This is a genomic window from Natribaculum luteum (genome assembly GCF_023008545.1).
GTDB classification, from domain to species: Archaea; Halobacteriota; Halobacteria; order Halobacteriales; family Natrialbaceae; genus Natribaculum; species Natribaculum luteum.
Genome location: NZ_CP095397.1, coordinates 1,911,106 through 1,931,603 on the forward strand (window position 1 = coordinate 1,911,106; position 20,498 = coordinate 1,931,603).

Genomic DNA, 20,498 nt, shown 5'->3' on the forward strand with positions numbered 1-20,498 from the left:
GTTGTGCCCACCTCGGCCGACTCGAGCACTCGAGTATCTGTCCGTTGCAGTCGGTAGTACAGCGACTCGAGTTTGCCAGTTCGTCCGGTCGTACCTGGCGACGGCTGTCGTGGTCGCCACGTGGCGTTCATGTGGCTATCGTTAGCATAGGAACCACTCGCCCGGACAAAGCAAGAATTATACCCGGCCGTGCCTTTTGCTCAGTTGCGGGCCGGTGGGGTAGCTTGGTATCCTTCGGCCTTCGGGTGGCCGTAACCGCAGTTCGAATCTGCGCCGGCCCACTTTTCCCGCACCGCAAAACGAGGAGCGAAGCGACGAGTCTGCGGTGCGGGGAAATGGATCCAAGCAGATTCGAAGTAGACCAGACGCGCGCAGCAAAGCGAGCACGTCTGGGCGTAGTTCGAATCTGCGCCGGTTCATGTTCTCCCGCATTTTCGGGCGGTTAGCACCAGCCCCGTGAGACGACCGTCGTGACGATCGCACCTGGCCGTCGGTCGATCACTCGAGCGATCGCCACTGTCACACTCCAGTCACTGATCGCTTCGATGGCGACGGCCGCGTCGCTGTCGCACCAGGTTGGCGCGCCGGTGAAATACGTCACAACTGACGAGAGTGGCATATTGAACGCGAGCGCTTATGCGACTGGACGAGGAGTTCACAGGGTGACGAATCGATCGCGAGAACTCGATCCACGCGTTTTTCGTCGAGGATCGATCACGAACCCTGACAACTGAACCGATCGGCGATGTCAGGATTACCCAACTGTGAAAAATTAAAAATTACAACCTATAGTCGATTATTTCGTTGAATATTCAATCGAATTGGTTGTAGTCCATCATTAGTTATCGTGAGATGCGCAGTCCGTGGACCTATGGAAGAACGGAGTGCAGTCGTCCCGGCGGTTGCTCCGAGCTCTCTCTCCTGCCTTCGCTCGCTCAGTTCCCGTGGTATCCGCACGATCGCGGTTTCGGAACACGAGACTGCTCCCGAGTTCTACTCGCGCTACTGTGACGAGAACTACGTGATCCCGGACCCCGCGGTAGATTTTCTCGGCTACAAGGACGCCCTGCTCACGCTCGCGAAACGAGCCGACGTTCGCACGATCACCCCGATCAGAGAAGAAGACGTCTGGGCGCTCTCGAAGTATCGGTCGGAGTTCGCACCACACGTCACCCCGCTTTGGCCGTCGGTCGAGACGCTCCGGAGCGTCTACGATCGAGTGCGATTGACGGAGGTCACGGAAGCCGCCGGAGTTAGCGTCCCGGAGACACAACCACTCGACGAGGTCGACGACTGGAATCGAGAACAGATCGTCAAACCGAGATACGCGATCCTCACGGCCGACTACGTTTCGGCTCTCGATTCTGCCGAGATCGTCCACCCCGGTTCGGTGCGGTTTCTCGAACCCGGTCGCAAACCCGATCGAGAATCGCTGTCCGAGGAGATGGGACACGTACCGATCGTACAGGAGTACGTGCCAGGATCGGAGTACGCGCTCTGGGCCCTCTACGACGATGGTGACGTCGTCTCGACGTGTCACAAACGTCAGCTTCGTGGATACTCTTACGCCGGAAACACGAGCGTTGCTCGCCAGACCGCCGACGTTCCCGAACTCGAGGAGGCAGGACGGGCAGTGCTTGATACCCTGGACTGGCACGGCCCAGCGTCAGTCCAGTTCAAGCGTAATGCGGAGACGGGCGAGTTCGTACTACTCGAGGTCAATCCCCGATTCTGGGTGTCGCTCGAGTGTGCCCGCCAGGTCGGTGTCGACTTCGCCTTCCATTACTGGAAACTCGCCTGCGACGAGTCCGTTCGCCCGCAGTTGGATTACGAAACGGGAGTTGCAACCCACCTTCTGCGGGGTGAACTCCTGTACCTCCTCAGCATCGTGCGAGAAGATATTCCGCTGGTCGAGCCGCCACGGCTGTCGGCTGCGGCGAGGGACGTCGCCGCCTCGATCTATCGCCAGCCACACTTCGATTACTTCAGCGTGACCGACCCGGCCCCTTTCGCCCGCGACGTCCTCAACGTCGCGATCGAGATGACGTCGTCGACCCCGGACGTCGTGCATGGCTCTGGCAGGAAAGCGTTGGACGTAATCTCGAACTTCCCTCCGTAATTCCACCGGCGAGAATACCTCTAACCTGTACGCAGATGGCCGTTCCGTGGCAGCGGACTCGAGGAATCGGTTGAATCTTGATGCCATTCAGATATCGTCTGGGACTTTCACTCTCCGCATTCATTGCATCTCGTCGAATCGTCGTGAACTCGGGCTAGTCGAACCTATTTCGTCTGGTCCTAGACGAAGTCTCGTCGGTTTTTCTATCGCAAAACTGTGGACTCTCCCTCCATGACTGTCCCTCCATGACTGATAATATCGGATAACAGTCATTAAATGCCCGATCGCGCCTTGACGGCTGTCGCCGCTGGCGACAGTGTCTCGAGTGCGATCGGCGGCTGAACCGTGTTGTCCGGCAGTATGAAGCGGACGTCCTCGAAGGGCAAGCGCTTACGTGGCTCTCACGGGTGTGGCAGACTCATACGCTGAAACTAAGCAGTAGCCCGGCGACGCCGATTCCGAGCGCGTAGACCGGGATGAGATAGCGCCAGAGCGTGTTCGGGAGTACTCGAACCAGGTAGGGGGCGACGAGCGCCGCGAGGAAGCCGCCAGCGAAGATCGACGGAAAGAGGTGCAGGTCGACCGACACGCCTCGAGTCACGAGGTATCCGAACGCGATCACGCCAGTGATCGAGACGATGCCCTCCGTGAGGGTGGTTATCGCCACCGCGCTCTTCTCGTAGACTCCCGAGAGGATCTGGCCGAGTGTGACGACCGGACCGTATCCGCCGCCGCCGATGCCCTTGTTCACGCCGGCCAGGAGTGCGAACGCGACGAGTCGGCGCGGACGATACTCGAACGTGCGCAGCCGCGCACGAGCGAGCCCGATTACCCCCATCGCCATGACGAGCACCGAGACGTACGTCTCGATGAGCCAGTCGGAGAGGCCGATCGCGAAGTACGCCAGCAGGACAGAGGTGAACGCGGCACCTGCACCGACGCCGACGAGCAAGCCGAGCAGTCTCGTCTCGGCGTTGAGTGGCCGCAGGGAAAAGGTGACGTTGTCGACGTCGTGGTGGACGACGCCGGCGATCAGTCCCGTGAGCGTCTCCGACAGCAGCAAGACGGGGACGATCTCGAGTGGGCTGTACCCGAAGACGAACAGGAGCGGGGCGAGCCCCGTCCCGAATCCCATCCCCGCTGCGGAGTCGGTCGTCTCGAAGGCGAACGCGACGAGGACGACGACCGGGATGAACGGAAGCCCCCCGTACCATCGCCGAACGTAAGCGCCAGCGCGACGAGCGCCACCACGTAGACGACCCCGAGCAGGGCGAGTCGCCGAACCGCAGGTCAGGGCAGTCGTACCCGCTCGAGGGTCGTCTGCTCGCGGTCGAGTGCTTCCGCCTCCAGGCCGATCTGTCGCGGTGGTGCGTCGGGTGGTACGTGTGCGGCTCTGGGGCCCGTGTCTGGCTCGCTCATTCGTCGCGTTCTAGCGAGAGCCGAATCCCTTCGCGTGCGGCGCGCACGCCCGCGAGCGGCGCTGCGAGATGTCAGTCGACGTCGGGTTCTTCGACCACGTCGGAAGCGAACCGGTCGTCGATGCTGCTCTCTTCACGGTGGGAAACGCCGTTCCGGTCGCGACCATTCGGTGTGGTCTTCCACGACTACGGTATTGAGTGTCCGGGGGCGTCAACTAGGGATCTTTGGACACCTAGTACAGCACCGTTATATGGCGAGACCACGCCACTTTCGGTGGTGATTCGTTCGTGTCTTCGTCCCCGCCACGTGATCGACCGCCCTATCGAAAGTCGATCCTGTTCTGTCCCGACTGTGGCCACCAGAGTCCGGTCGACGGTGACTGGCTCGTCAGCCACGACTCGACTGGCCTGACCTACCGGTGCCCGTCGTGTGAGACGGCGATTACGACGCGGCCAGCACCCGATCGGCCGACGAGCGTCGTCGCCGACTGGCCCCGATTGTACGCCGGTTGGGTTCGGCTGTGGGCCGACTGGTATCGGCTGACGACGCCGTCGCTACAGACCGACGATCTCTAGAACGCGAGTCAAACTCGGACGACTCGAGAGCGACAGTCCTGCTCACTTCGACTGCGACGCGACGACGGACGCCCGAGTTAGCCGTGAGAAGGTGAGAGCTGTGGGTTTTCGGTCCCGTTCAGTTCGGTGTCCACGAGTGCGCGGTAGGCCCGACGCAGGCGTTCCGAGAGCGCCTGGTGGGAGACGCCGAGTTCGTCGGCCAGTTCCTCCATCGACGTCTCGCGGGGGATCGTGAAGTACCCGCGTTCGTGTGCCGCAACGAGCGTTTCGTACTGCTTTGGCGTGAGCCCGTGACTCGAGACGGACTCTCCGTCGAGGTCGGTGAGTCGGGTGAGGTCGGTGGTGACGTCGTGCTCGAGGAGCCGATCGTAGACGCGACTGACGTACTCGCGGTCACAAAACCGAACCTGTAGCTCCCACGTGCCGTTGCTGGCCGACGCGGTGACGACCGTCCCCTGCTCCTCGGTGACGAGGTCGAAGACGTCGACGACGTCGGACGTGAACTCGACGTCGTACAGCCACCGGCCGTCGCCCGTCAGGACTCGCTCGTACGTCGAGATCGAGCGTGAGGACTCGAGTGTCGACTCGAGTGTCGACTGCTCCGCGCCGTCGATCCACATTCGGTAGCCGTCTGATGCGATTACCTGCTCCATCTCGCAGGTGGCCGACGGAACGGACTCGAAGACGTCGCCCATCACGGTTCCCGCCGCAGGCATCCGGAGGTTTACAAGGGTGGTCATGAGTGCTCGTACGGCGGTATGACGACGAACGCATTAACCACCGCTCCAAAAATGCTAGCGCAGGCGATCGTGACACTCTCTTCGCTGCGTTTGTCTGGAATTCGTTTCCGTCACGTCGACGTTCCGGCTTCGAGGCGTATGAGTCGCAGCAGTTACCTGCGCTCGTCGTCTGTTCTCGGTATGACCGATGGTCTCGAGACGGACGTCGACGGGGCGACGGACGCCGCTGCACGACGGGACGAGGTAGTCGCTGCGGTCACGGCTCACGCGGGAGAGATCGCGCGCGAACTCGCACTGCTTGGCGGTGGCGATTACGGTCAGGAGACGTTCGTGACCGACGCCGGCGCGTGGACGCTGAAGTACGACGCCGGCGACGTCCAGTACCTCCGCTTCGAACCGACGTCCGGGTCGGAGACGTACGTCGTCTCGACGAAACAGCCGCCGAAGCCGGAGGCGCTGGCAGACGCGATGGCCGACTACGACGCGTTCGTCGAGGCGTACAACCGGCACGTGGCCTCGTTCGACGGCGTTCTCGAGGACGTGTCGACCGAGTTTCCCGCAGTCGCGTCGACCGAGTCGCTGGTCGTCGAGCGCGACCGCATCGTCCGGCGGATTCGCGACGTCGCAGACGCGATTGCCGGCGAACTCCACCGGTACGACGGCGAGTACGGGACGTTCTCGAAGACGATCTCGAAGACGCGCTGGGAACTGAAGTGGGACGGGGCCGTCGCCTCGTACCTGCGTGTCGGCGGCGAAGGTGGTGTCTACCTCCTCTCGCAGTACGAACCGCCGTCGATTCCCGACCTCCGTCAGTACGTGGGCGACGTCCCCGCGTTCGTCGCGGCGTACAACGATCACGTCGACGACCTCGAGGCCGACCTCTCCCGGGTCTCGTTCGATCCCGACTGACCGTCTCGAGTACGGAGACGTTTCTCCCGCTCATGCATGCCCTACAGCGAACGATCACAGGTAAACGACCGGACAATCAGGATTACTGACTACCTCGTTTTTGTCGTCGGAATCCCCCGTCACGGTTGCATTATGCCCGTATCCCGACGATCGGCGCTGAAAGGACTCGGTGCTGCCGGCGCAGCAGCAGCGATGAGCGGTCAGGTATTCGCGAAAGGAGAGTACGAAGACGACGAACGAAACGAGACGGCAAGCGACGACGAGAAGCGGAAAAAAGGCGATACTGCAGGCGCGGCGGTTCGCGTCGCACACTTCTCACCCGACGCACCGAACGTCGACGTCTACGTCGATGGCAACAAGGTAATCTCCGATCTGGCCTACGACGACGTCTCGCCGTACCTCGAGATCGACCCCGGGACGTACACCGTCCAGGTGACGGCAGCGGGCGACCCGGGGACGGTCGCCTTCGAGGGCGACGTGACGTTCGGACCGGCGTTTTACACGGTTGCGGCGATCGGTGAACTCGAGGCTGGGACGTTCGAGCCGCTGGTGCTCGTCGACGCGGGCGCGGCGCTCGTTCGCCTCGTCCACGCCTCGCCCGACGCCCCGGCGGTCGACGTGGTGCCGGCAGACGCCGAGGAGCCGCTGTTCGCGGACGTCGCGTTCGGCGACGGGACGGACTACGTCCCGCTCCCGACCGGTTCGTACACACTCGAGGTGCGGCCGGCCGGCGGCACAGCGGCCGACGCCGTCACGACGCTCGACGTCGACCTGGCCGAAGCGACGGCCTACACCGCCTACGCGGTCGGCTACCTCGAACCACCGGCAGGTCGCGAGAACCGGCCGTTCGCGGTGAACGTCACCGTCGACGGTCCGATGGCCGACGCCACAACGCGCGACGATTCGGCATAATCACTGCGGTCATCGGCGGCTTTCGGCCTCCGGAGGGCAATATATAACAAAATAACCTTCTATATATTCCATACGCCAACTTCATATTCGGTTCGTCGCAACCCCCGGTCGTGGAGCCGATGCGCGACTTACCACTCGGCGACGAGTGTGAAACATTACTCGCTCGCCTCACGACGCCGACCGCATCAGAGACGACTCTCGCCGTGGTTTCCGATCCCCACGTGACGCCACACGCCCGTGGTTCGACGAAAGTCTTCCATCGAACCGTCGAACGGTTTCGAAGCGCGCTCGTCGACGCCGACCGGCTCGGTGCCGACGCGGTCGTCTGTCCCGGCGATCTGACCAAAGACGGCACGCCGGCGGAGTTCGACCGTGCGACCGGCTTGCTCGAGGAGACTGACCTCCCCTTCTTCGCCGTCCCCGGCAATCACGACGTGCCGAAGTCGTTCGACGACCACGACGCCCCGCCCGTGACGTCGTTCGCACGGAACTACGCGCCCGGGGACCTGCCGTATCACGTCCGCGTCGGTGGCGTCGACCTGATCGGCCTCGACAGTGCGACCGGTTCCGGTGACGAACTCGTCGACGGCCACAGCGGCCTCGTGACCGACGACCAACTCGAGTGGCTCGACGAGACGCTCGCCGATGCCGCCGTGCCGGTCGTCTTCTTTCACCACCCGCTCGTCTCCCTCTCCGCGCGCGTCGACGCGTTTGGACACCGGACCCACCATCGGCTACAGAATGCCGACGCGCTGCTCGAGGTGCTCGCCGCCCACGACGTCTCGCTCGCGCTGTCGGGACACGTCCACTGGCCGCTTTGCTGGTCCTCGCGCGGAGTCAGACACGTCGTCGCCCCGTCGACGTGTTCGTTTCCCCAGATGTACCTTCGCGTCGAGATCACGCCGACGGGCACCGACGTCTGGCTCCAGCCACTTGCCGACTGGAACGGCCTCACGGAGGCGTATCGCCACGCGTGTACCGGTGACGACCGCGGTCGAGCGATCAGCGAGTGCACGACGGACGGGTACTTCGACTCGTTACCGCTTCGCGACGAAGTCAGCGAGCGGACGTCGACGTCTCGGACCGCCGTCGGCCGGTAGTGACGCCTCGAAGCTACTACGTTTTCGCCGTCCCTGCTGACGAGTCGCCGCTCTTGCACTCCCGTCCGGATACTGATCCCCCGAAAGTCGTACTGAGACCTCTATATTACAATTAGCAGTGATTTTGTACGGTCTGTACAGAGGCGAACGTACGGCGTCACTGAGTGACGCCGGAGTTCCACATGGACGGGTCCGCCGACGTTTCAGACGATCGCACTGCCCGCGAACGACGTTTCACTACCGAAGACGATTCGTTCCGATATCCCCTCGAAACCGTCGTCGTCCGCTACGAAGACCGTTCCGACCGTTGTACCCTCCTTCCGAAAGACTGCTCCGACGACGAGAAACTGACGACCTGGCTTACCGCGAGCGTGGAGGCGTTCGTCGACCTGGACGACACACGCTGATCCGCCGCCATTTTTGGAGCCGGGATGCCCCCCGTCGACCACCGCTGTCGTCAGCGATGCCGACCGTCTCGTTCGGATTCGACCGGGAGCCCCCTCACTGTTTCTGACTCGGTTCGAGGTCGACGTGTCGCTCGACCCACTGCTGTCGCTGCTCGAGTTCGCGCCGCCCCTTCGGGGTGAGCGCGTAGTAGTTCGTCCGGCGATCGATCTGCCCTTTCTCGACGAGGTCCTGGTCGACGAGAGCGTCGAGGTTCGGATACAGCCGGCCGTGTGTGACCGGTTGATCGATGTAGCTGTTGATGTCGTCGAGAATCTCCTGGCCGGACGGCCGATCCATTCCCGCGATGACGTACAAGAGGTCGCGCTGGAAGCCGGTTAGCTGATCCATGGATCACCCTCTGAAAACCGACCTTCACCGATCTGTGGCTTTGTTATAGAGCTGGTACGATACGACAGGATCGATAACGCTCGACGTATGTCTGATCTGACTGATCAGGTGACCTATCGGGACAACGACCCGTTCATCACACGACGAGAGATTTTTGCACAGAACCCACGTAACCGTCGATATGCCGACTGATCCGCTCGTCTGGGACACGCTCGATCGGCAGGTAGCCTACACCTGTCCCGGCTTCGACGTCGTTAACGAGACCGTTCGACTTCCCGATGGGACCGAAACCGACTTCGACTACCTCACAGAGCCCGCGAGCGTCGTCGTCCTCCCCTTTACTCCCGACGGCGACGTCGTTCTCATCGAGGAGTGGCGACAGGCCGTCTCCCGTGTCAACCGTAGCCTCCCTGTCGGCGGCGTCGAACCCGACGACGACGACCTCGAGGCCGCCGCACGCCGCGAACTCGCCGAAGAGACGGGCCACGAGGCCGAGACGCTCGAGCCACTGGTGACGGTAGAACCCGCAAACGGCATCGCCGACACGCTGTTGCACTTCTTCGTCGCGTACGACTGTCGCCCGACGGCCGAACAGCGACTCGATCACAACGAGAGCATCCGCGTCACGGGAACGACGCTCGAGGATCTCCTCACGGCAATCGGCGACGGCGAGGTTCGCGACGGTCGAACCGTCCTCGGCGTCTCGTACTATCGGCTGTTCGGTGACGATTCCGATCGATAAAACTGCTCGGTGAGACCGGTCGGACGACTCGAGTTACGCGCGAAGCGACGACTGGTTGTCGGTTTCGTTGTCTTCGGACTCGTCGATGGTCTCGTTGTCAGCCGTCTCGTTGTCAGCGGGTTCCGTTTCGTTGTCGGCCGCTTCAGTTTCGTTGTCCGCCTGATCACCGAGTTGTTCCTCGAGTCCCTGAATGTTGCCGACCGTCACGGTTTCGGCGGTCGAATCCTCGATCGTCATCGCCTCGGCGGACGCGAAGGAGACGGTTTCTTCGCTGTCACCAGCCGTGTCTGTTTCGTCGTCCATCGTCTCGTCGTCGGTTTCGTTGTCCATCGTCTCGTCGTCGGTTTCGTTGTCCATCGTCTCGTCGTCGGTTTCGTTGTCCATCGTCTCGTTGTCCATCGTCTCGTCGTCGGTTTCGTTGTCAGCCATCTCGTCGTCTGCGCCTGCTTCAGTCTCGTTGTCCATCGTCTCGTTGTCCATCGTCTCGTCGTCGGTTTCGTTGTCAGCCATCTCGTCGTCTGCGCCTGCTTCAGTCTCGTTATCCGTAGTGTCGTTGTCGGCCGCTTCGGTGTCGTCGGTGGCTTCGTCGCTTTCCTGTAACGTCTCGATCGTCAGCGACTCGAACGTGAGTTCGGTCACGTCGAACTGCTCGATCGTCAGTTCGTCGATCTCCTGGGTCGTCACGTTGTCCTCAGCCGTTGCGTTGTCCTCGGCCGTTGCGTTGTCCTCAGGCGTCGCGTTGTCCTCAGCCGTTGCGTTGTCGTCTTCGGTCTCGTTGTCGTCCTGGGCCGTCTCGTTACCGTCGCCGCCGAAAACGCCTTCGAAGAAGTCACTGACGCCCTGAAGGATGCCGCCTTCATCTTCTTCGACGGTCAGATCCTCAATCGTCATCCGTTCGACGTTCATCGACTCGATCGTCAGATTCTCGATCTGAAGTTCGTCGGCGTCTTCGTCGATTAGATCTTGTTCCGCCCCGTCCTCGGTGTCGTCGCTGGTGGTGTCTTCGGTGACGTTGTCTTCGGTGACGTTGTCTTCGGTGACGTTGTCGTCGGTGACGTTGTCGTCGGTGACGTTGTCGTCGGTGACGTTGTCGTCGGTGACGTTGTCGTCGGTGACGTTGTCGTCGGTGACGTTGTCGTCGGTGACGTTGTCGTCGGTGACGTTGTCGTCGGTGACGTTGTCGTCGGTGACGTTGTCACCATCCTCGCCCATCTCGTCGCTCGCCCCGTCGTCCAGCTCGTCATCTTCCTCGTCGCCCATCTCGTCACCGTCACCGACAGCACCGTCTTCGGTCTCGAGTTGATCGATCGAGACGTTCTCGAGTTCGAGCGACTCGATCGCAATGTCAGAGATCGTTACTTCGTCCGCGCCGTCGGCGGTGTCGGTCGCGTTGTCTTCCGTCTCGTTGTCTTGTGTCTCGTTTAGCTGCTCCTGAAGCTCCTGTTCGTCCTGGACGTCGAGCGTCTGGACGGTCAGCTCGTCGATCGTCGCGTTCTCGACGGTGACGTTCTCGAGTTCGAGCGTCCCAACCTGGACGTTCTCGAGTGTTACGCTCATGTCTCCGGTGTCATCGTCGTCGGCCGTCGTCGCACCTGTGAGCGTCGCGCTGCCTGACAGGACGACGAGTGTGGCGACGAGAACGACACCGATTTTCTGCAGTCGTGAATCCATGCGCCGGTAGATACGGCTATTCCCGGGCTAAAACGACCCGACTGTTACGCGATTGTTTCTCGAAAAGTCACTGTTCTGGGCGTTGAAATGACCGATAATGACGCTTTCACGGTTATCGTTTCGTGAGACTCTCGTTTCCCGACTCGACGCCGGATTTTCGCTGCCGAATGCAGCCGTCGCTTGCAATCGCCAGCGCGTTATCCGTGATCGTCTCGAACGGAACGTTTACCGCCACGCTCGCGAACACGCAGACGATGCGCGACTGCTTCGAACTTCGGGACACCGACGCCGGCGGCCGAATTGGCGAGTTACGCGTGCCGCGTGCCGACGTGACCGTCGAGACGCCCGCCCTCCTGCCGGTTATTAATCCGAATTTGCAGACAATCTCGCCACGCCGGCTCGCCGACGAGTTCGGCGCCGAGATGCTCATTACGAACTCCTACATCATTCACAACACGGACAGTCTCCGCGAGCGAGCACTCGAGGAGGGGCTCCACGACATGCTGGATTTCCCCGGTGCGATCATGACCGACTCTGGGTCGTTTCAGCTCTCGGAGTACGGCGAGATCACCGTCACGACCGAAGAGATTCTCGAGTTCCAGTACGAGATCGGCTCCGACGTCGGGACGCCGGTCGACATCCCAACGCCGCCGGACGTCTCCCGCGAGCGCGCCGCGTCGGAACTCGAGACCACGAAAGAGCGACTCGAGGTCGCCGAAGGCGTCGACGTCGGCGACATGCTCGTCAACGCGCCCGTGCAGGGATCGACCTATCCCGACCTCCGGGAGGACGCCGCCCGCCACGCCGACGCGACCGTCCTCGACGTCTTCCCGGTCGGTGCAGTCGTCCCGCTGATGAACGACTACCGCTACGCCGACATGGTCGACGTGGTTGCCGCCGCCAAGCGCGGGCTGGGTGCCGACGCGCCGGTCCACCTCTTCGGTGCCGGCCACCCGATGATGTTTGCGCTCGCCGTCGCCATGGGCTGTGATCTGTTCGACTCCGCTGCCTACGCGCTCTACGCCCGCGACGATCGCTACCTCACCGTCCGCGGCACTCGCCACCTCGACGACCTCGACTATCTCCCGTGTTCGTGTCCCGTCTGTACCGCCCACGATCCCGACGACCTCCGATCGATCCCGGACGAGGACCGCGAGGAGGCACTCGCCGCCCACAACCTCCACGTCACCTTCGAGGAGATCCGCCGGATCAAACAGGCGATTCGCGCGGGGAACTTGCTCGAGCTCGTCGAACAGCGCGCCCGCGCCCATCCGGCGATGCTCGACGGCTATCGCGCCTTACTCGACCACGCCGAGCAACTCGAGCGAACCGACCCCGTCTCGAAGGGCTCGTTTTTCTACACGTCCCACGAGAGCGCCCGCCGACCCGAAGTGATCCGCCACCACGAGCGACTCGCGCGTCTTGAGGTGCCCGACGCGGTCTTTCTCACCGAGGGCGACCCCTCGAGCGCCGGCGAGTACGACGACTCGTGGCGCGTCGAACCCCCCTTCGGTCCGTTCCCGCGGGCGCTCTCGAAAAGCTATCCGCTCACGGCCGAGGTGCCCGACCGGACCGACCGGGCCGCACTCGAGGCCGCCGCCCGTGGCGTCGCCCGCCTCGTCGAGGCAAACCCCGACAGCGAGTTCACGCTCGGCCACCGGGGGTGGCCCGAGGGGGTGCTCGAGGCGCTTCCCGACGGCGTCGAGACGATCGACCTGACGCGCGATCGATGATCGGGGCCGCATCGCTGGCGTTCGGTGCGGTCGTCGCCGTCGTCTTCGGGACGTGGCTCTTTCGACGAGTTCGAGGCGGCCGACCTGCGGACGAACGGGAATCGTTCGAGCGCCACCGCGAGGCCCAGGCGCGCGAGCCGCCGGTCGAACTCGGCGACGTCCACGAGGCGGGCGTCGTCGACTTCTCTCGGCACCACACGGGTGAACGCCACGCCGTCTGCAAGGTCGAGGGCTTCGTCGTCTTCGTCGAGGACGTCCCCGCCGACCTCGAGGTCGCGGACGTGGTCCGGTTCAAACTGCTCTCGTTCAACCGGGGCCACACCTCTGCGACGGCCACGTATCTCGAGATCGTTAGCTGATACTACTGGACGAACCGATTCACACGTCGATCGCACTCGAACGGCCGTCGCCAGCGGCGACGGGCCGTGAGACGCGACCGAGTGTTCACTGACTGTCGTCCGGCAGTATGACCTCGTCGGCCGGCTTTCGACAGCCTCTTTCGCGCTCCCCGATCACATCTGGTATGACCGACTACTTCGAGGTCCACGAGCGCGACGGGGCCGCGCACCTGGGCGAACTTCGCCTCTCGTCGCCCCGGACGACGCCGGCGCTCGTCGACGACGTCGTCGAAGACGCCGGCTCTCTCTGGTCGGCCGACCGCGAACTGCCCGAGGGTGACGACGCACACCTGACGGTGCTCCCGCACCGGGCGTTCCCCGGCGGCACCGCCCCCGAGGTCCAGGACTCGTTCGCCGTCGACAACCCCGACGTCGACTACCCGAGCGCCGCCGTCGTCTCGAGTGAGCACGTCTCCGATCAGGGCACCGATGCCTACGTCCTCTCGGACGTCCAGTCCGTCGTCGGCCACGGCGCGGCACTCGTCGAGGCCGTGGTGAACGTCCGCGAGGCCGTCCCCGAGGACACCGCACTGTACTTCTCGGGGGTCGCCACGCCCCGGAACGTCGCGACGCTCGCCTACGCCGGCGTCGACCTGTTCGACGCCTCGCGAGCTACGGTCAAGGGAACGCAGGGGAAGTACCTCACGAGCGAGGGCGAGTACTTCCTCGAGGACCTCGAGGAGCTTCCCTGCTCGTGTCCCGCCTGCCGAACCCCGCGCGAGGAGTTCACCCGCGAGGACTGCGCCGAGCACAACCGAAACGCACTCGAGGCGGAACTCGCCGTCGTCCGCCGGCGGATCCGTGACGGTCGCCTGCGGGATTACCTCGAGGGACAGGCCCGCCACGACCAGTGGCTCACCGCTGCGATGCGCGAACTCGACTCCCAGTGGGAGTACCTCGAGGAGCGCACGCCGATCCTCCGTGACGCCGAGATTTCCGCGGCGACCGAGGACACGCTCCGCCGGGTCGAGATCCAGCGCTACGCCGACCGCGTGACGACGCGCTACCGGAATCGCTTCTCCGCACCGCTCGTCCTCGTCCCCTGTTCGGCTCGCAAGCCCTACAGCGAATCCCAGAGTCACCGACAGTTCCACGACGCCATCCAGTGGCGCGCCCATCTCGTCTCGATGACGAGTCCGATCGGCGTCGTCCCACAGGAACTCGAGACGACCTACCCCGCCCAGCACTACGACACCGTCGTCACGGGGCGGTGGTCCGAAGACGAGAAGCAGTTCGTCAGCGAGGTGCTCCGACGCTACCTCGAGCGCAACGACTACCCCGAGATCGTCGCTCACGTTCCCGACGAGGGCTACCGCGACATCGTCTCCCGCGTCGAGGACGAACTCGACCTCGAGGTCACCTACACCGTCGCAGACCACCCGACGGACGACGAGTCACTCGCGAACCTCAGGGACGCGCTCGCCGGACGGCCCGCGTACCGGAAACGCGAACGCGAACACAACACCGTCCGTGCCATCGCCGACTACCTGCTCGGCGACGGAGCCGGCGACGACCTCTTCGAGGACATCACGACGACGAGTCGCTACCCGCGAATCCAGGTTCGCGACGCCGAGGAGACGCAGCTGGCGACGATGGTCCCCCAGTACGGGACGCTCTCGTTCACGCTCGAGGGAGCGCGGCGGTGGGTCGACAGCGACGCGCCGACGAAACGCGTCGAGATCGACGGCTTCGTGCCACACGGCAGCGTCCTCGCGCCGGGCGTCGTCGACGCCGACGAGGACATCCGCGTCGGCGACGAGGTCGTCGTCGAGGGGCCGAAGGCCTTCGGCGTCGGCCGCGCGGAGATGTTCGGTCGCGAAATGGTCGAAAGTACGCGCGGAATCGCCTGCGAGATCCGCCACGTCGAGGAGAAATAGCAACGTCGCCCCCGCGGACGCGGCGTCTGTCACTCGCCGGGGCACTCCTTGAGCAGGTGCTCGTGGTAGATGGCCGCGGGGACTCGGTGCCCGCACTGCTCGCAGTCGACGTACTCTTCGTCGCTGTCGTCGGTCACGGTCGTAATCGTCTGTGAACCCGGATAATTGCCGCGCCTCGTGCCGTGACTTCCCCGTCGACGGACCTGTCTGTTCTCTGGATTAAATGTAAGCCCATAAATATGTTTTATATACTCACACGTCGTATTCATAACTGGTGAGTAAAATGAACTCAATGACAACTGACGAGGAGTACGCGGCGTACTCGCTACAGAAGGGATGGCGCACGCTCGCGATCGCTGGCGGAGTCATCGCACTGATCGGCGTTCTCGCGATCGCGTTCCCGTTCGTGACGGGCATCTCGATGACGTACCTCCTCGGTGCGCTACTGCTAGTCGGCGGGATCGTCCACGGCGTCCACGCCTTCTCCGCCCGCGGGTGGAAAGGCTCGCTCTGGCAGGTTACGCTCGGCGTCGTCTCGGTACTCGCCGGGCTCCTCCTGCTCGCGAACCCGGTTCTCGGGCTGGCCAGTCTGACGCTGCTGGTCATCGCCTACCTGCTCGTCGACGGCATCGCCGAACTCGGACTGAGCCTGCGGATGGGTGCGCAGAAGGGACGCGGCTGGATCGCCGCGAGCGGTGCGATCTCGCTCGTCCTGGCCGGCCTCCTCTGGCTCGGCTTCCCCGCGGACGCGATGTGGGCCGTCGGCCTGCTGGTCGGCGTGAGCCTGCTCGCGACCGGCATCTCGATGGTCTTCGTCGCCGCCGCCGGTCGCGGCGTCGAAGAGGAAGACGTGGCGTCGGCGACCGAACCCCGCGGCGCATAATCACGCTTTTTTCGCTACCTCCTCGAGCGCTCGTCTGTCGACGACCGTCGGCCGCTCGAGCCCACGACGGCCGATCACCGTTACACGTCGTCTTCACCGTTTTTCGGGTATCGATTCGTTCGGGCGGAGGTATCGACCATCGCAAATTTGATATCGCGACATAGAATTTATCGGCTGTGTCAGGCGACCCGTCGGCGACGGAAGCGAATCGATCCTCGTCGCTCTATCTCGGCGGAAAGCGCAGCGAACGAGCGTCGTGCTATCCTTCTCGACGATCTTTCTCGAGTCGCAAACGCGCGCGACGCCCCTCTGGCGCCCGTCGGTTCTTTCGGGTCGCTATCGACGAACGGCTGACCGACTCGAGTTGCGTCGTTGATGACACAGCCCGTCCACACTCCCCGCCGTGTCTCCGCATGCAGGCGGCGAGTCACGACGGGGACTAGGGACGATCGGACCGGCGTCATCGTCTCGAGCCCGGGGAAACCGACGTTCGCCCGTTCGAAGCGCGAGTTGCGGTCGGATCGGTACTGAACCGGGCCCGATCGCACACCTGTACTGACAGCTCGTCGAGTCCAGCCGACAGCGTTCGCGAACCTACTGGTCGCGACACCGTCCCGTACCGGAGGGGTCCCGACGGTGGCCGATCGTGACGGGTACCGACGCTCGAGGCGTTCCGTAATCTCCCGTGTCGGCAGGGACGTCCGGGACGATACTGTCGCTGTGGCTCGAGCGATGGGACCAGTCTCGAGTCGCCAGCTGTCGCCGCACCTGGTCGTGTTCAGATACGCGCGCGAGCGAGTACTGGTAGCGCGATAGCCAGGAATGCCCTCGTCGTTCGTACTGACGGCGGTGTGTCGGTGTCGATCACCCGCGTCGTGCGGATGCGTCGGAACGCGGCGACAGCCGGCAGTACCGCCCCGGGACGTTCCGCCGGTCATCGCGTCGCTGAGCGTCCCCGCTGTCGTGTCACTGTCGACGGACCGGTGTCTTCGCGTGCACGTGGACGCGACGAAACGAGAACGCGGGATTCGGATCTCGCGTCGGCCGACCGAAGGCGACCCGTCGCCTGAACGGAGACGGACCAACTCGGTGTGTCGGGTGGGTCGCTCTTCCGGTCATCCACGATCACGACCGATGCTGTCCTCGAGTAGTCCTTCTGCCGGGGCATTAATATGATAAACTGTATGTCGGGATACGAAATCGGCCGCAGCCGATAGGCGCTTCTGTCGTCTCGAGAGATGCGCCGACGAGCGACAGTCCGGATCCGTTCGGTGCCGAGTCCGTCACTTCCCCACCACAGACGACGCCGGCGTCGGTGCAGCATAATAGACGATTTCCCGTGCTCGAAACGATCCCGGGCCGTCCTGGCAGTCACGCGCTTCCTCGAGTCGGCTCGATCGCCGGCCAGCGGTACGCGCAGCATAATAATAGCGCTCGTCGTCGGGGGTGGGGTATGAGCGTTCATCCGACGCTGTCGTTCGAGGACGAGGCGCAGCGGACGATCTACGAGTACGTCGAGTGCCACGGCGCAGTTTCACCCGACGAACTCGCACGGTCGATTCGGATCGACAAGGGGCCGGCCCAGTCGAAGCCTGCTCGATCGGGGACGTACTCCGAGGCGGTTCCGCTCTCTCCGGACGAGCTTCGGGCGTCCGTCGGGGAGCTGAAAGACGCCGGCTACCTCGTCGAAACCGACGGCAAACTCCGGATCGCCCTCTCGGCGGCACCGGCCGAGCACGAACTCGCGGACGGGACGGTGACGATCCGTCCCGCTCGCGAAGAAGACCGGGAGGGATTGATCGAGGTCATGCAGTCGGTCGGAAGCGAGGGTACCTACGTCGTCGCCGAGAACGTCGTCGAGCAGCTCGAGCGCGAGCCGGCGCTCGTCCGCGCCAACGACGAACGCTCGAGGGTGTTTTTCGTCGCAGTGTTCGAGCCCGAATCGGACGAGGAAGGCGAGGAAGAGTCGACTGCGGCGGACGAGGAACTCGTCGGCTGGCTTCACGTCGACGCGCCCGAACTCCCCTCGCTGTGTCACACGGCCGAACTCACCGTCGGCGTCGCCACGGACCACCGCCGGGAGGGGATCGGATCGGCGCTGCTCGAGTACGGCCTCGAGTGGGCCGGCGACGGCTACCGGAAGGTCTACCAGAGCGTTCCCGCAACGAACGAGCAGGCGATCGAGTTCCTCGAGGCCAACGGCTGGAAACGGGAGGGCGAACGCGAGGAGCACTACCGGATCGACGAGGAGTTCGTCGACGAGGTGCTGTTCGCGATCTGGCCCTGATACCGTCGGTCGTCCGTCGGTGCCGGCGCAGCCGCGGCCGTCGTGGGGTATACCGTGATGCGGGGACGCCGACAGTACGAGCGGGTGGTTTCTTGACGCCGCCGCCCCTACTGCGGCGTATGGACGACATCTCGCTCGGCGTTCCGAAACCGCTTCTCGAACGACTCCCCGACGACGGCACCGACGCAGCGGCGGACATGCAACAGGCGGTCGCAGGCTGGGAACAGCGGCTCAACCGCGCGATCGAGGGGGCCGACGACGATCGCGAGGCCGCGGGGTACGTCCTCGACGCGATCGATCGGTTCGAGGATCGATTCGAGACCTACGACGACCTGGTGCCGGAACTGCGAGCCTGGGGTCAGTCGCCGATCTATGCGATCGCCTGGCGCAACCTCTACGCCGACGTGATCGCCCAACTGCACGAACACGACGATCTCGCGGAACACCTCGATCGCGAGCGGAACGCCCGACTGGTCGAGGACGGCATCCGACTCCAGGATCTGTAGCTATACCTGATTTTCACGTCCTCGTGGCGTCGAACACACTCGCAACGACTTTGACGTCGCGCTCGCTACGGGCTTACGTGGCGACGAACGACAGCGACGCTCTCCACGCGAACGTCGACTGGATGACCCGCATGCGACGTCGCGTCCTCCCGACCGTCCACCGGATCAAGGAACCGTTCGGTGGCTTCGCACAGTGTACGATGGACCCCTCGGAGTACGTCGGAACCGTCGGACGCGAACTCTCCGAGTTCCGCGCCGATCTCCAGGCGATGGAGTTTGCTCCGGAGCCGATCGCGTCGCTGAAGGTCCACGGCGACGGCCGACTGTCGGCGGGTAGCTGGGTGCGTCGGCCGTCTCCACTCGCAAAGTGGCAACTGCACGTCACGATCTTCCAGGACGGCCACGACGCGATCGACGTGTTCGCCCACCGCGAATACTCGTGGCTTCGACATCCGTACAAACACTACACCTCCGAGGGCTGGGATACGACGAGCGGCGTCGAGCGAATGCGCTCGCTGCTTTCCGACCACGGTGTGGCCTTCCGGATCGACTGACTGCGGGCCTGAATCACGAACTGTCGATCTGCGGAACGTATTCCTTCCGCGACATCGAACATCGCCTCGATGGCGCAAGTCGACACCGTCGCCGCGTTCACCGACCTCTACTTGCCGACGGTAAACGGCGTCACCTATACGGTTCGGCTCTGGCGCGAGCGCTGGACTCGCGACCGCGGCGAGATGTCGACCGTCTACCCAGAGATGGCGGGCTACGAGCCGGGCGAGGGCGAGTACCCCGTCTGGAGCCTCCCTGCGCCGCTGTACCCGCGATACCGTCTCGGACTGCCTGCGATCCCGGACGACCTCGAGACGCCCGACCTCGTCCACGTCCACACGCCATTTACGGTCGGCTACGCCGGCGTCCGGTTCGCTCGCAAACGTGACGTGCCCGTCGTCGCGTCGTACCACACGCTGCTTGGCGATCGCGCGGACCAGCACGTCCCCGAGAACGTCGTCGAGGCGCTCGAACTCACCTGTCACGTCTACGAGCGCTCGTTCTTCGAGCGCGTCGACCACGTCATCGCGCCGACGTCGTTCGCCCGCAGACACCTCCTCGAGCACGTCGGCGCAGACGTCGACGTCACCGTCGTCTCGAACGGGATCGACACCGACTTCTTCCGGCCCGTCGACCCGATCGACTTTCGTCGTCGTCACGACTTCCCGGAGGACCGTCCCGTCGTCGGCTACACCGGTCGCCACGGCCTCGAGAAGAACCTCGAGGAGGCGGTCGCGGCCGTCGACGGCACCGATGTAACGCTCGTCTTCGGCGGCGACGGCCCCGCCCGCGACGACCTCGAAGAACTGGCTCGCGACGCCGACGCGGACGTGCGATTTCTCGGCTTTCTCGACCGGGAGGAACTCCCCGCGTTCTACGCCGCGCTCGACGCCTTCGTCTTCCCGAGCCCTGTCGAGACCCAGGGACTGGTCGCACTCGAGGCGACCGCCTGTGGCACTCCCGTCGTCGCCGTCGACGAAGGAGCGCTTTCCGAGTCCGTCATCGAGGGCGAGACCGGCTACCGCTACCAGCGCGGCGACCTCGAGGAGTTCCGGTACGCGATCTGGCGAACCCTCGAGGAGAACGACCGGCTCTCTGACCTCTGTCTGCGCAGACGCCGGATGCTCTCGGTCGACCACTCTCTCGAGCAGGTAGCGGGAATCTACGACCGGCTGGCGTCGGCCGACGTCGTCCAGTGATCGTCCCGTATACTCCGTCTTCGGACCCAGTTCGACCCCGCCGTTCGCCAGTCTCATAATGATTGCTGTGACTGGTTGCCG

Annotated in this window: 21 protein-coding genes and 1 tRNA gene; 16 read left to right on the forward strand and 6 right to left on the reverse strand. The window is 63.9% G+C overall.

From position 1 onward, the window contains the following. Positions 1-208: 208 nt before the first annotated feature. Positions 209-281 (forward strand) — tRNA-Pro (locus MU558_RS09850). A 161-nt stretch (positions 282-442) separates the two neighbouring features. On the opposite strand, the gene MU558_RS09855 is transcribed toward MU558_RS09850, so the two are convergent. Beyond that, positions 443-619, reverse strand: coding sequence for a hypothetical protein (locus MU558_RS09855; protein ID WP_246966029.1), 177 nt, complete (start codon positions 617-619; stop codon positions 443-445). Positions 620-871: 252 nt separating this feature from the next. Here MU558_RS09855 and MU558_RS09860 point away from each other — a divergent pair, with 252 nt between their 5' ends. Next, a complete protein-coding gene (locus MU558_RS09860) occupies positions 872-2,119 on the forward strand; it encodes a carboxylate--amine ligase (RefSeq protein WP_246966031.1) in 1,248 nt (415 codons plus the stop codon). Between the two features lie 418 nt (positions 2,120-2,537). On the opposite strand, the gene MU558_RS09865 is transcribed toward MU558_RS09860, so the two are convergent. Both MU558_RS09865 and MU558_RS23180 read right to left on the reverse strand, forming a co-directional pair. After that, on the reverse strand, positions 2,538-3,254 hold the full coding sequence (locus tag MU558_RS09865) for a TSUP family transporter (RefSeq protein WP_246966033.1): 717 nt from the start codon (positions 3,252-3,254) through the stop codon (positions 2,538-2,540). A gap of 155 nt (positions 3,255-3,409) precedes the next feature. After that, entirely contained in the window at positions 3,410-3,538 is a 129-nt protein-coding gene (locus MU558_RS23180; protein WP_265781225.1) for a hypothetical protein, read from the reverse strand. A 287-nt stretch (positions 3,539-3,825) separates the two neighbouring features. Between MU558_RS23180 and MU558_RS09870 the strand changes: the two genes are divergently transcribed. Further along, entirely contained in the window at positions 3,826-4,113 is a 288-nt protein-coding gene (locus MU558_RS09870; protein ID WP_246966035.1) for a DUF8106 domain-containing protein, read from the forward strand. A gap of 77 nt (positions 4,114-4,190) precedes the next feature. Here MU558_RS09870 and MU558_RS09875 read toward each other — a convergent pair whose 3' ends face one another. Beyond that, on the reverse strand, positions 4,191-4,853 hold the full coding sequence (locus MU558_RS09875; protein WP_246966037.1) for a helix-turn-helix domain-containing protein: 663 nt from the start codon (positions 4,851-4,853) through the stop codon (positions 4,191-4,193). Positions 4,854-5,033: 180 nt separating this feature from the next. On the opposite strand from MU558_RS09875, the gene MU558_RS09880 reads away from it, so the two are divergent. From MU558_RS09880 to MU558_RS09895, 4 genes are all read left to right on the forward strand, one after another. Beyond that, a complete protein-coding gene (locus MU558_RS09880) occupies positions 5,034-5,762 on the forward strand; it encodes a profilin-fold protein (RefSeq protein ID WP_246966039.1) in 729 nt (242 codons plus the stop codon). A gap of 132 nt (positions 5,763-5,894) precedes the next feature. After that, a complete protein-coding gene (locus MU558_RS09885) occupies positions 5,895-6,674 on the forward strand; it encodes a DUF4397 domain-containing protein (protein ID WP_246966040.1) in 780 nt (259 codons plus the stop codon). Between the two features lie 119 nt (positions 6,675-6,793). Further along, positions 6,794-7,774, forward strand: coding sequence for a metallophosphoesterase family protein (locus tag MU558_RS09890; RefSeq protein ID WP_246966041.1), 981 nt, complete (start codon positions 6,794-6,796; stop codon positions 7,772-7,774). Between the two features lie 182 nt (positions 7,775-7,956). After that, positions 7,957-8,181 carry a DUF7511 domain-containing protein gene (locus MU558_RS09895; protein WP_246966043.1) on the forward strand — a complete coding sequence of 75 codons (225 nt, stop codon included), beginning with the start codon at positions 7,957-7,959 and terminating at the stop codon, positions 8,179-8,181. Between the two features lie 94 nt (positions 8,182-8,275). Here MU558_RS09895 and MU558_RS09900 read toward each other — a convergent pair whose 3' ends face one another. Then, positions 8,276-8,569: a PadR family transcriptional regulator gene (locus MU558_RS09900; protein ID WP_246966044.1), complete on the reverse strand. Its 294-nt coding sequence runs from the start codon at positions 8,567-8,569 to the stop codon at positions 8,276-8,278. 181 nt (positions 8,570-8,750) lie between these two features. On the opposite strand from MU558_RS09900, the gene MU558_RS09905 reads away from it, so the two are divergent. Next, the gene (locus MU558_RS09905) at positions 8,751-9,311 is read left to right on the forward strand and encodes an NUDIX hydrolase (RefSeq protein ID WP_246966045.1); all 561 of its coding nucleotides are present in this window, start codon (positions 8,751-8,753) and stop codon (positions 9,309-9,311) included. 33 nt (positions 9,312-9,344) lie between these two features. Here the strand turns inward: MU558_RS09905 and MU558_RS09910 are convergent, their stop codons facing one another. Beyond that, positions 9,345-10,982: a midas domain-containing protein gene (locus MU558_RS09910; RefSeq protein WP_246966047.1), complete on the reverse strand. Its 1,638-nt coding sequence runs from the start codon at positions 10,980-10,982 to the stop codon at positions 9,345-9,347. Positions 10,983-11,236: 254 nt separating this feature from the next. Here MU558_RS09910 and tgtA point away from each other — a divergent pair, with 254 nt between their 5' ends. The 8 genes from tgtA to MU558_RS09950 all read left to right on the forward strand — a co-directional run bounded on the left by tgtA (position 11,237) and on the right by MU558_RS09950 (position 20,417). Then, entirely contained in the window at positions 11,237-12,715 is a 1,479-nt protein-coding gene (gene tgtA, locus MU558_RS09915; RefSeq protein ID WP_246966049.1) for a tRNA guanosine(15) transglycosylase TgtA, read from the forward strand. Next, on the forward strand, positions 12,712-13,074 hold the full coding sequence (locus tag MU558_RS09920) for an RNA-binding protein (RefSeq protein ID WP_246966051.1): 363 nt from the start codon (positions 12,712-12,714) through the stop codon (positions 13,072-13,074). The genes tgtA and MU558_RS09920 overlap by 4 nt, the downstream gene beginning before the upstream one ends. A gap of 164 nt (positions 13,075-13,238) precedes the next feature. Continuing rightward, entirely contained in the window at positions 13,239-14,990 is a 1,752-nt protein-coding gene (gene arcS / locus MU558_RS09925) for an archaeosine synthase subunit alpha (protein ID WP_246966052.1), read from the forward strand. Between the two features lie 283 nt (positions 14,991-15,273). Next, positions 15,274-15,873, forward strand: a complete 600-nt coding sequence (locus MU558_RS09930; protein WP_246974929.1) for an HdeD family acid-resistance protein — start codon at positions 15,274-15,276, stop codon at positions 15,871-15,873. A gap of 1,453 nt (positions 15,874-17,326) precedes the next feature. After that, a complete protein-coding gene (locus tag MU558_RS09935; protein WP_246966053.1) occupies positions 17,327-18,160 on the forward strand; it encodes a GNAT family N-acetyltransferase in 834 nt (277 codons plus the stop codon). A gap of 119 nt (positions 18,161-18,279) precedes the next feature. Beyond that, positions 18,280-18,666 carry a DUF7971 family protein gene (locus tag MU558_RS09940; protein ID WP_246966054.1) on the forward strand — a complete coding sequence of 129 codons (387 nt, stop codon included), beginning with the start codon at positions 18,280-18,282 and terminating at the stop codon, positions 18,664-18,666. Positions 18,667-18,788: 122 nt separating this feature from the next. Then, positions 18,789-19,220, forward strand: coding sequence for a hypothetical protein (locus MU558_RS09945; RefSeq protein ID WP_246974932.1), 432 nt, complete (start codon positions 18,789-18,791; stop codon positions 19,218-19,220). Positions 19,221-19,289: 69 nt separating this feature from the next. Then, positions 19,290-20,417, forward strand: coding sequence for a glycosyltransferase (locus tag MU558_RS09950; RefSeq protein WP_246966055.1), 1,128 nt, complete (start codon positions 19,290-19,292; stop codon positions 20,415-20,417). Positions 20,418-20,498 lie beyond the last annotated feature (81 nt).

Bases quoted from the DNA above. Each gene is read 5' to 3' on its own strand.
- MU558_RS09900 (WP_246966044.1), bottom strand. From the start codon at position 8,569: ATGGATCAGCTAACCGGCTTCCAGCGCGACCTCTTGTACGTCATCGCG.
- MU558_RS09860 (WP_246966031.1), top strand. From the start codon at position 872: ATGGAAGAACGGAGTGCAGTCGTCCCGGCGGTTGCTCCGAGCTCTCTC.
- MU558_RS09880 (WP_246966039.1), top strand. From the start codon at position 5,034: ATGACCGATGGTCTCGAGACGGACGTCGACGGGGCGACGGACGCCGCT.
- MU558_RS09875 (WP_246966037.1), bottom strand. From the start codon at position 4,853: ATGACCACCCTTGTAAACCTCCGGATGCCTGCGGCGGGAACCGTGATG.
- MU558_RS09945 (WP_246974932.1), top strand. From the start codon at position 18,789: ATGACCCGCATGCGACGTCGCGTCCTCCCGACCGTCCACCGGATCAAG.
- arcS (WP_246966052.1), top strand. From the start codon at position 13,239: ATGACCGACTACTTCGAGGTCCACGAGCGCGACGGGGCCGCGCACCTG.
- MU558_RS09855 (WP_246966029.1), bottom strand. From the start codon at position 619: ATGCCACTCTCGTCAGTTGTGACGTATTTCACCGGCGCGCCAACCTGG.
- MU558_RS09865 (WP_246966033.1), bottom strand. From the start codon at position 3,254: ATGGGATTCGGGACGGGGCTCGCCCCGCTCCTGTTCGTCTTCGGGTAC.
- MU558_RS09910 (WP_246966047.1), bottom strand. From the start codon at position 10,982: ATGGATTCACGACTGCAGAAAATCGGTGTCGTTCTCGTCGCCACACTC.
- MU558_RS09930 (WP_246974929.1), top strand. From the start codon at position 15,274: ATGAACTCAATGACAACTGACGAGGAGTACGCGGCGTACTCGCTACAG.
- MU558_RS09935 (WP_246966053.1), top strand. From the start codon at position 17,327: ATGAGCGTTCATCCGACGCTGTCGTTCGAGGACGAGGCGCAGCGGACG.
- MU558_RS09950 (WP_246966055.1), top strand. From the start codon at position 19,290: ATGGCGCAAGTCGACACCGTCGCCGCGTTCACCGACCTCTACTTGCCG.
- MU558_RS09895 (WP_246966043.1), top strand. From the start codon at position 7,957: ATGGACGGGTCCGCCGACGTTTCAGACGATCGCACTGCCCGCGAACGA.
- MU558_RS09885 (WP_246966040.1), top strand. From the start codon at position 5,895: ATGCCCGTATCCCGACGATCGGCGCTGAAAGGACTCGGTGCTGCCGGC.
- MU558_RS09890 (WP_246966041.1), top strand. From the start codon at position 6,794: ATGCGCGACTTACCACTCGGCGACGAGTGTGAAACATTACTCGCTCGC.
- MU558_RS09920 (WP_246966051.1), top strand. From the start codon at position 12,712: ATGATCGGGGCCGCATCGCTGGCGTTCGGTGCGGTCGTCGCCGTCGTC.
- tgtA (WP_246966049.1), top strand. From the start codon at position 11,237: ATGCGCGACTGCTTCGAACTTCGGGACACCGACGCCGGCGGCCGAATT.
- MU558_RS23180 (WP_265781225.1), bottom strand. From the start codon at position 3,538: ATGAGCGAGCCAGACACGGGCCCCAGAGCCGCACACGTACCACCCGAC.
- MU558_RS09905 (WP_246966045.1), top strand. From the start codon at position 8,751: ATGCCGACTGATCCGCTCGTCTGGGACACGCTCGATCGGCAGGTAGCC.
- MU558_RS09940 (WP_246966054.1), top strand. From the start codon at position 18,280: ATGGACGACATCTCGCTCGGCGTTCCGAAACCGCTTCTCGAACGACTC.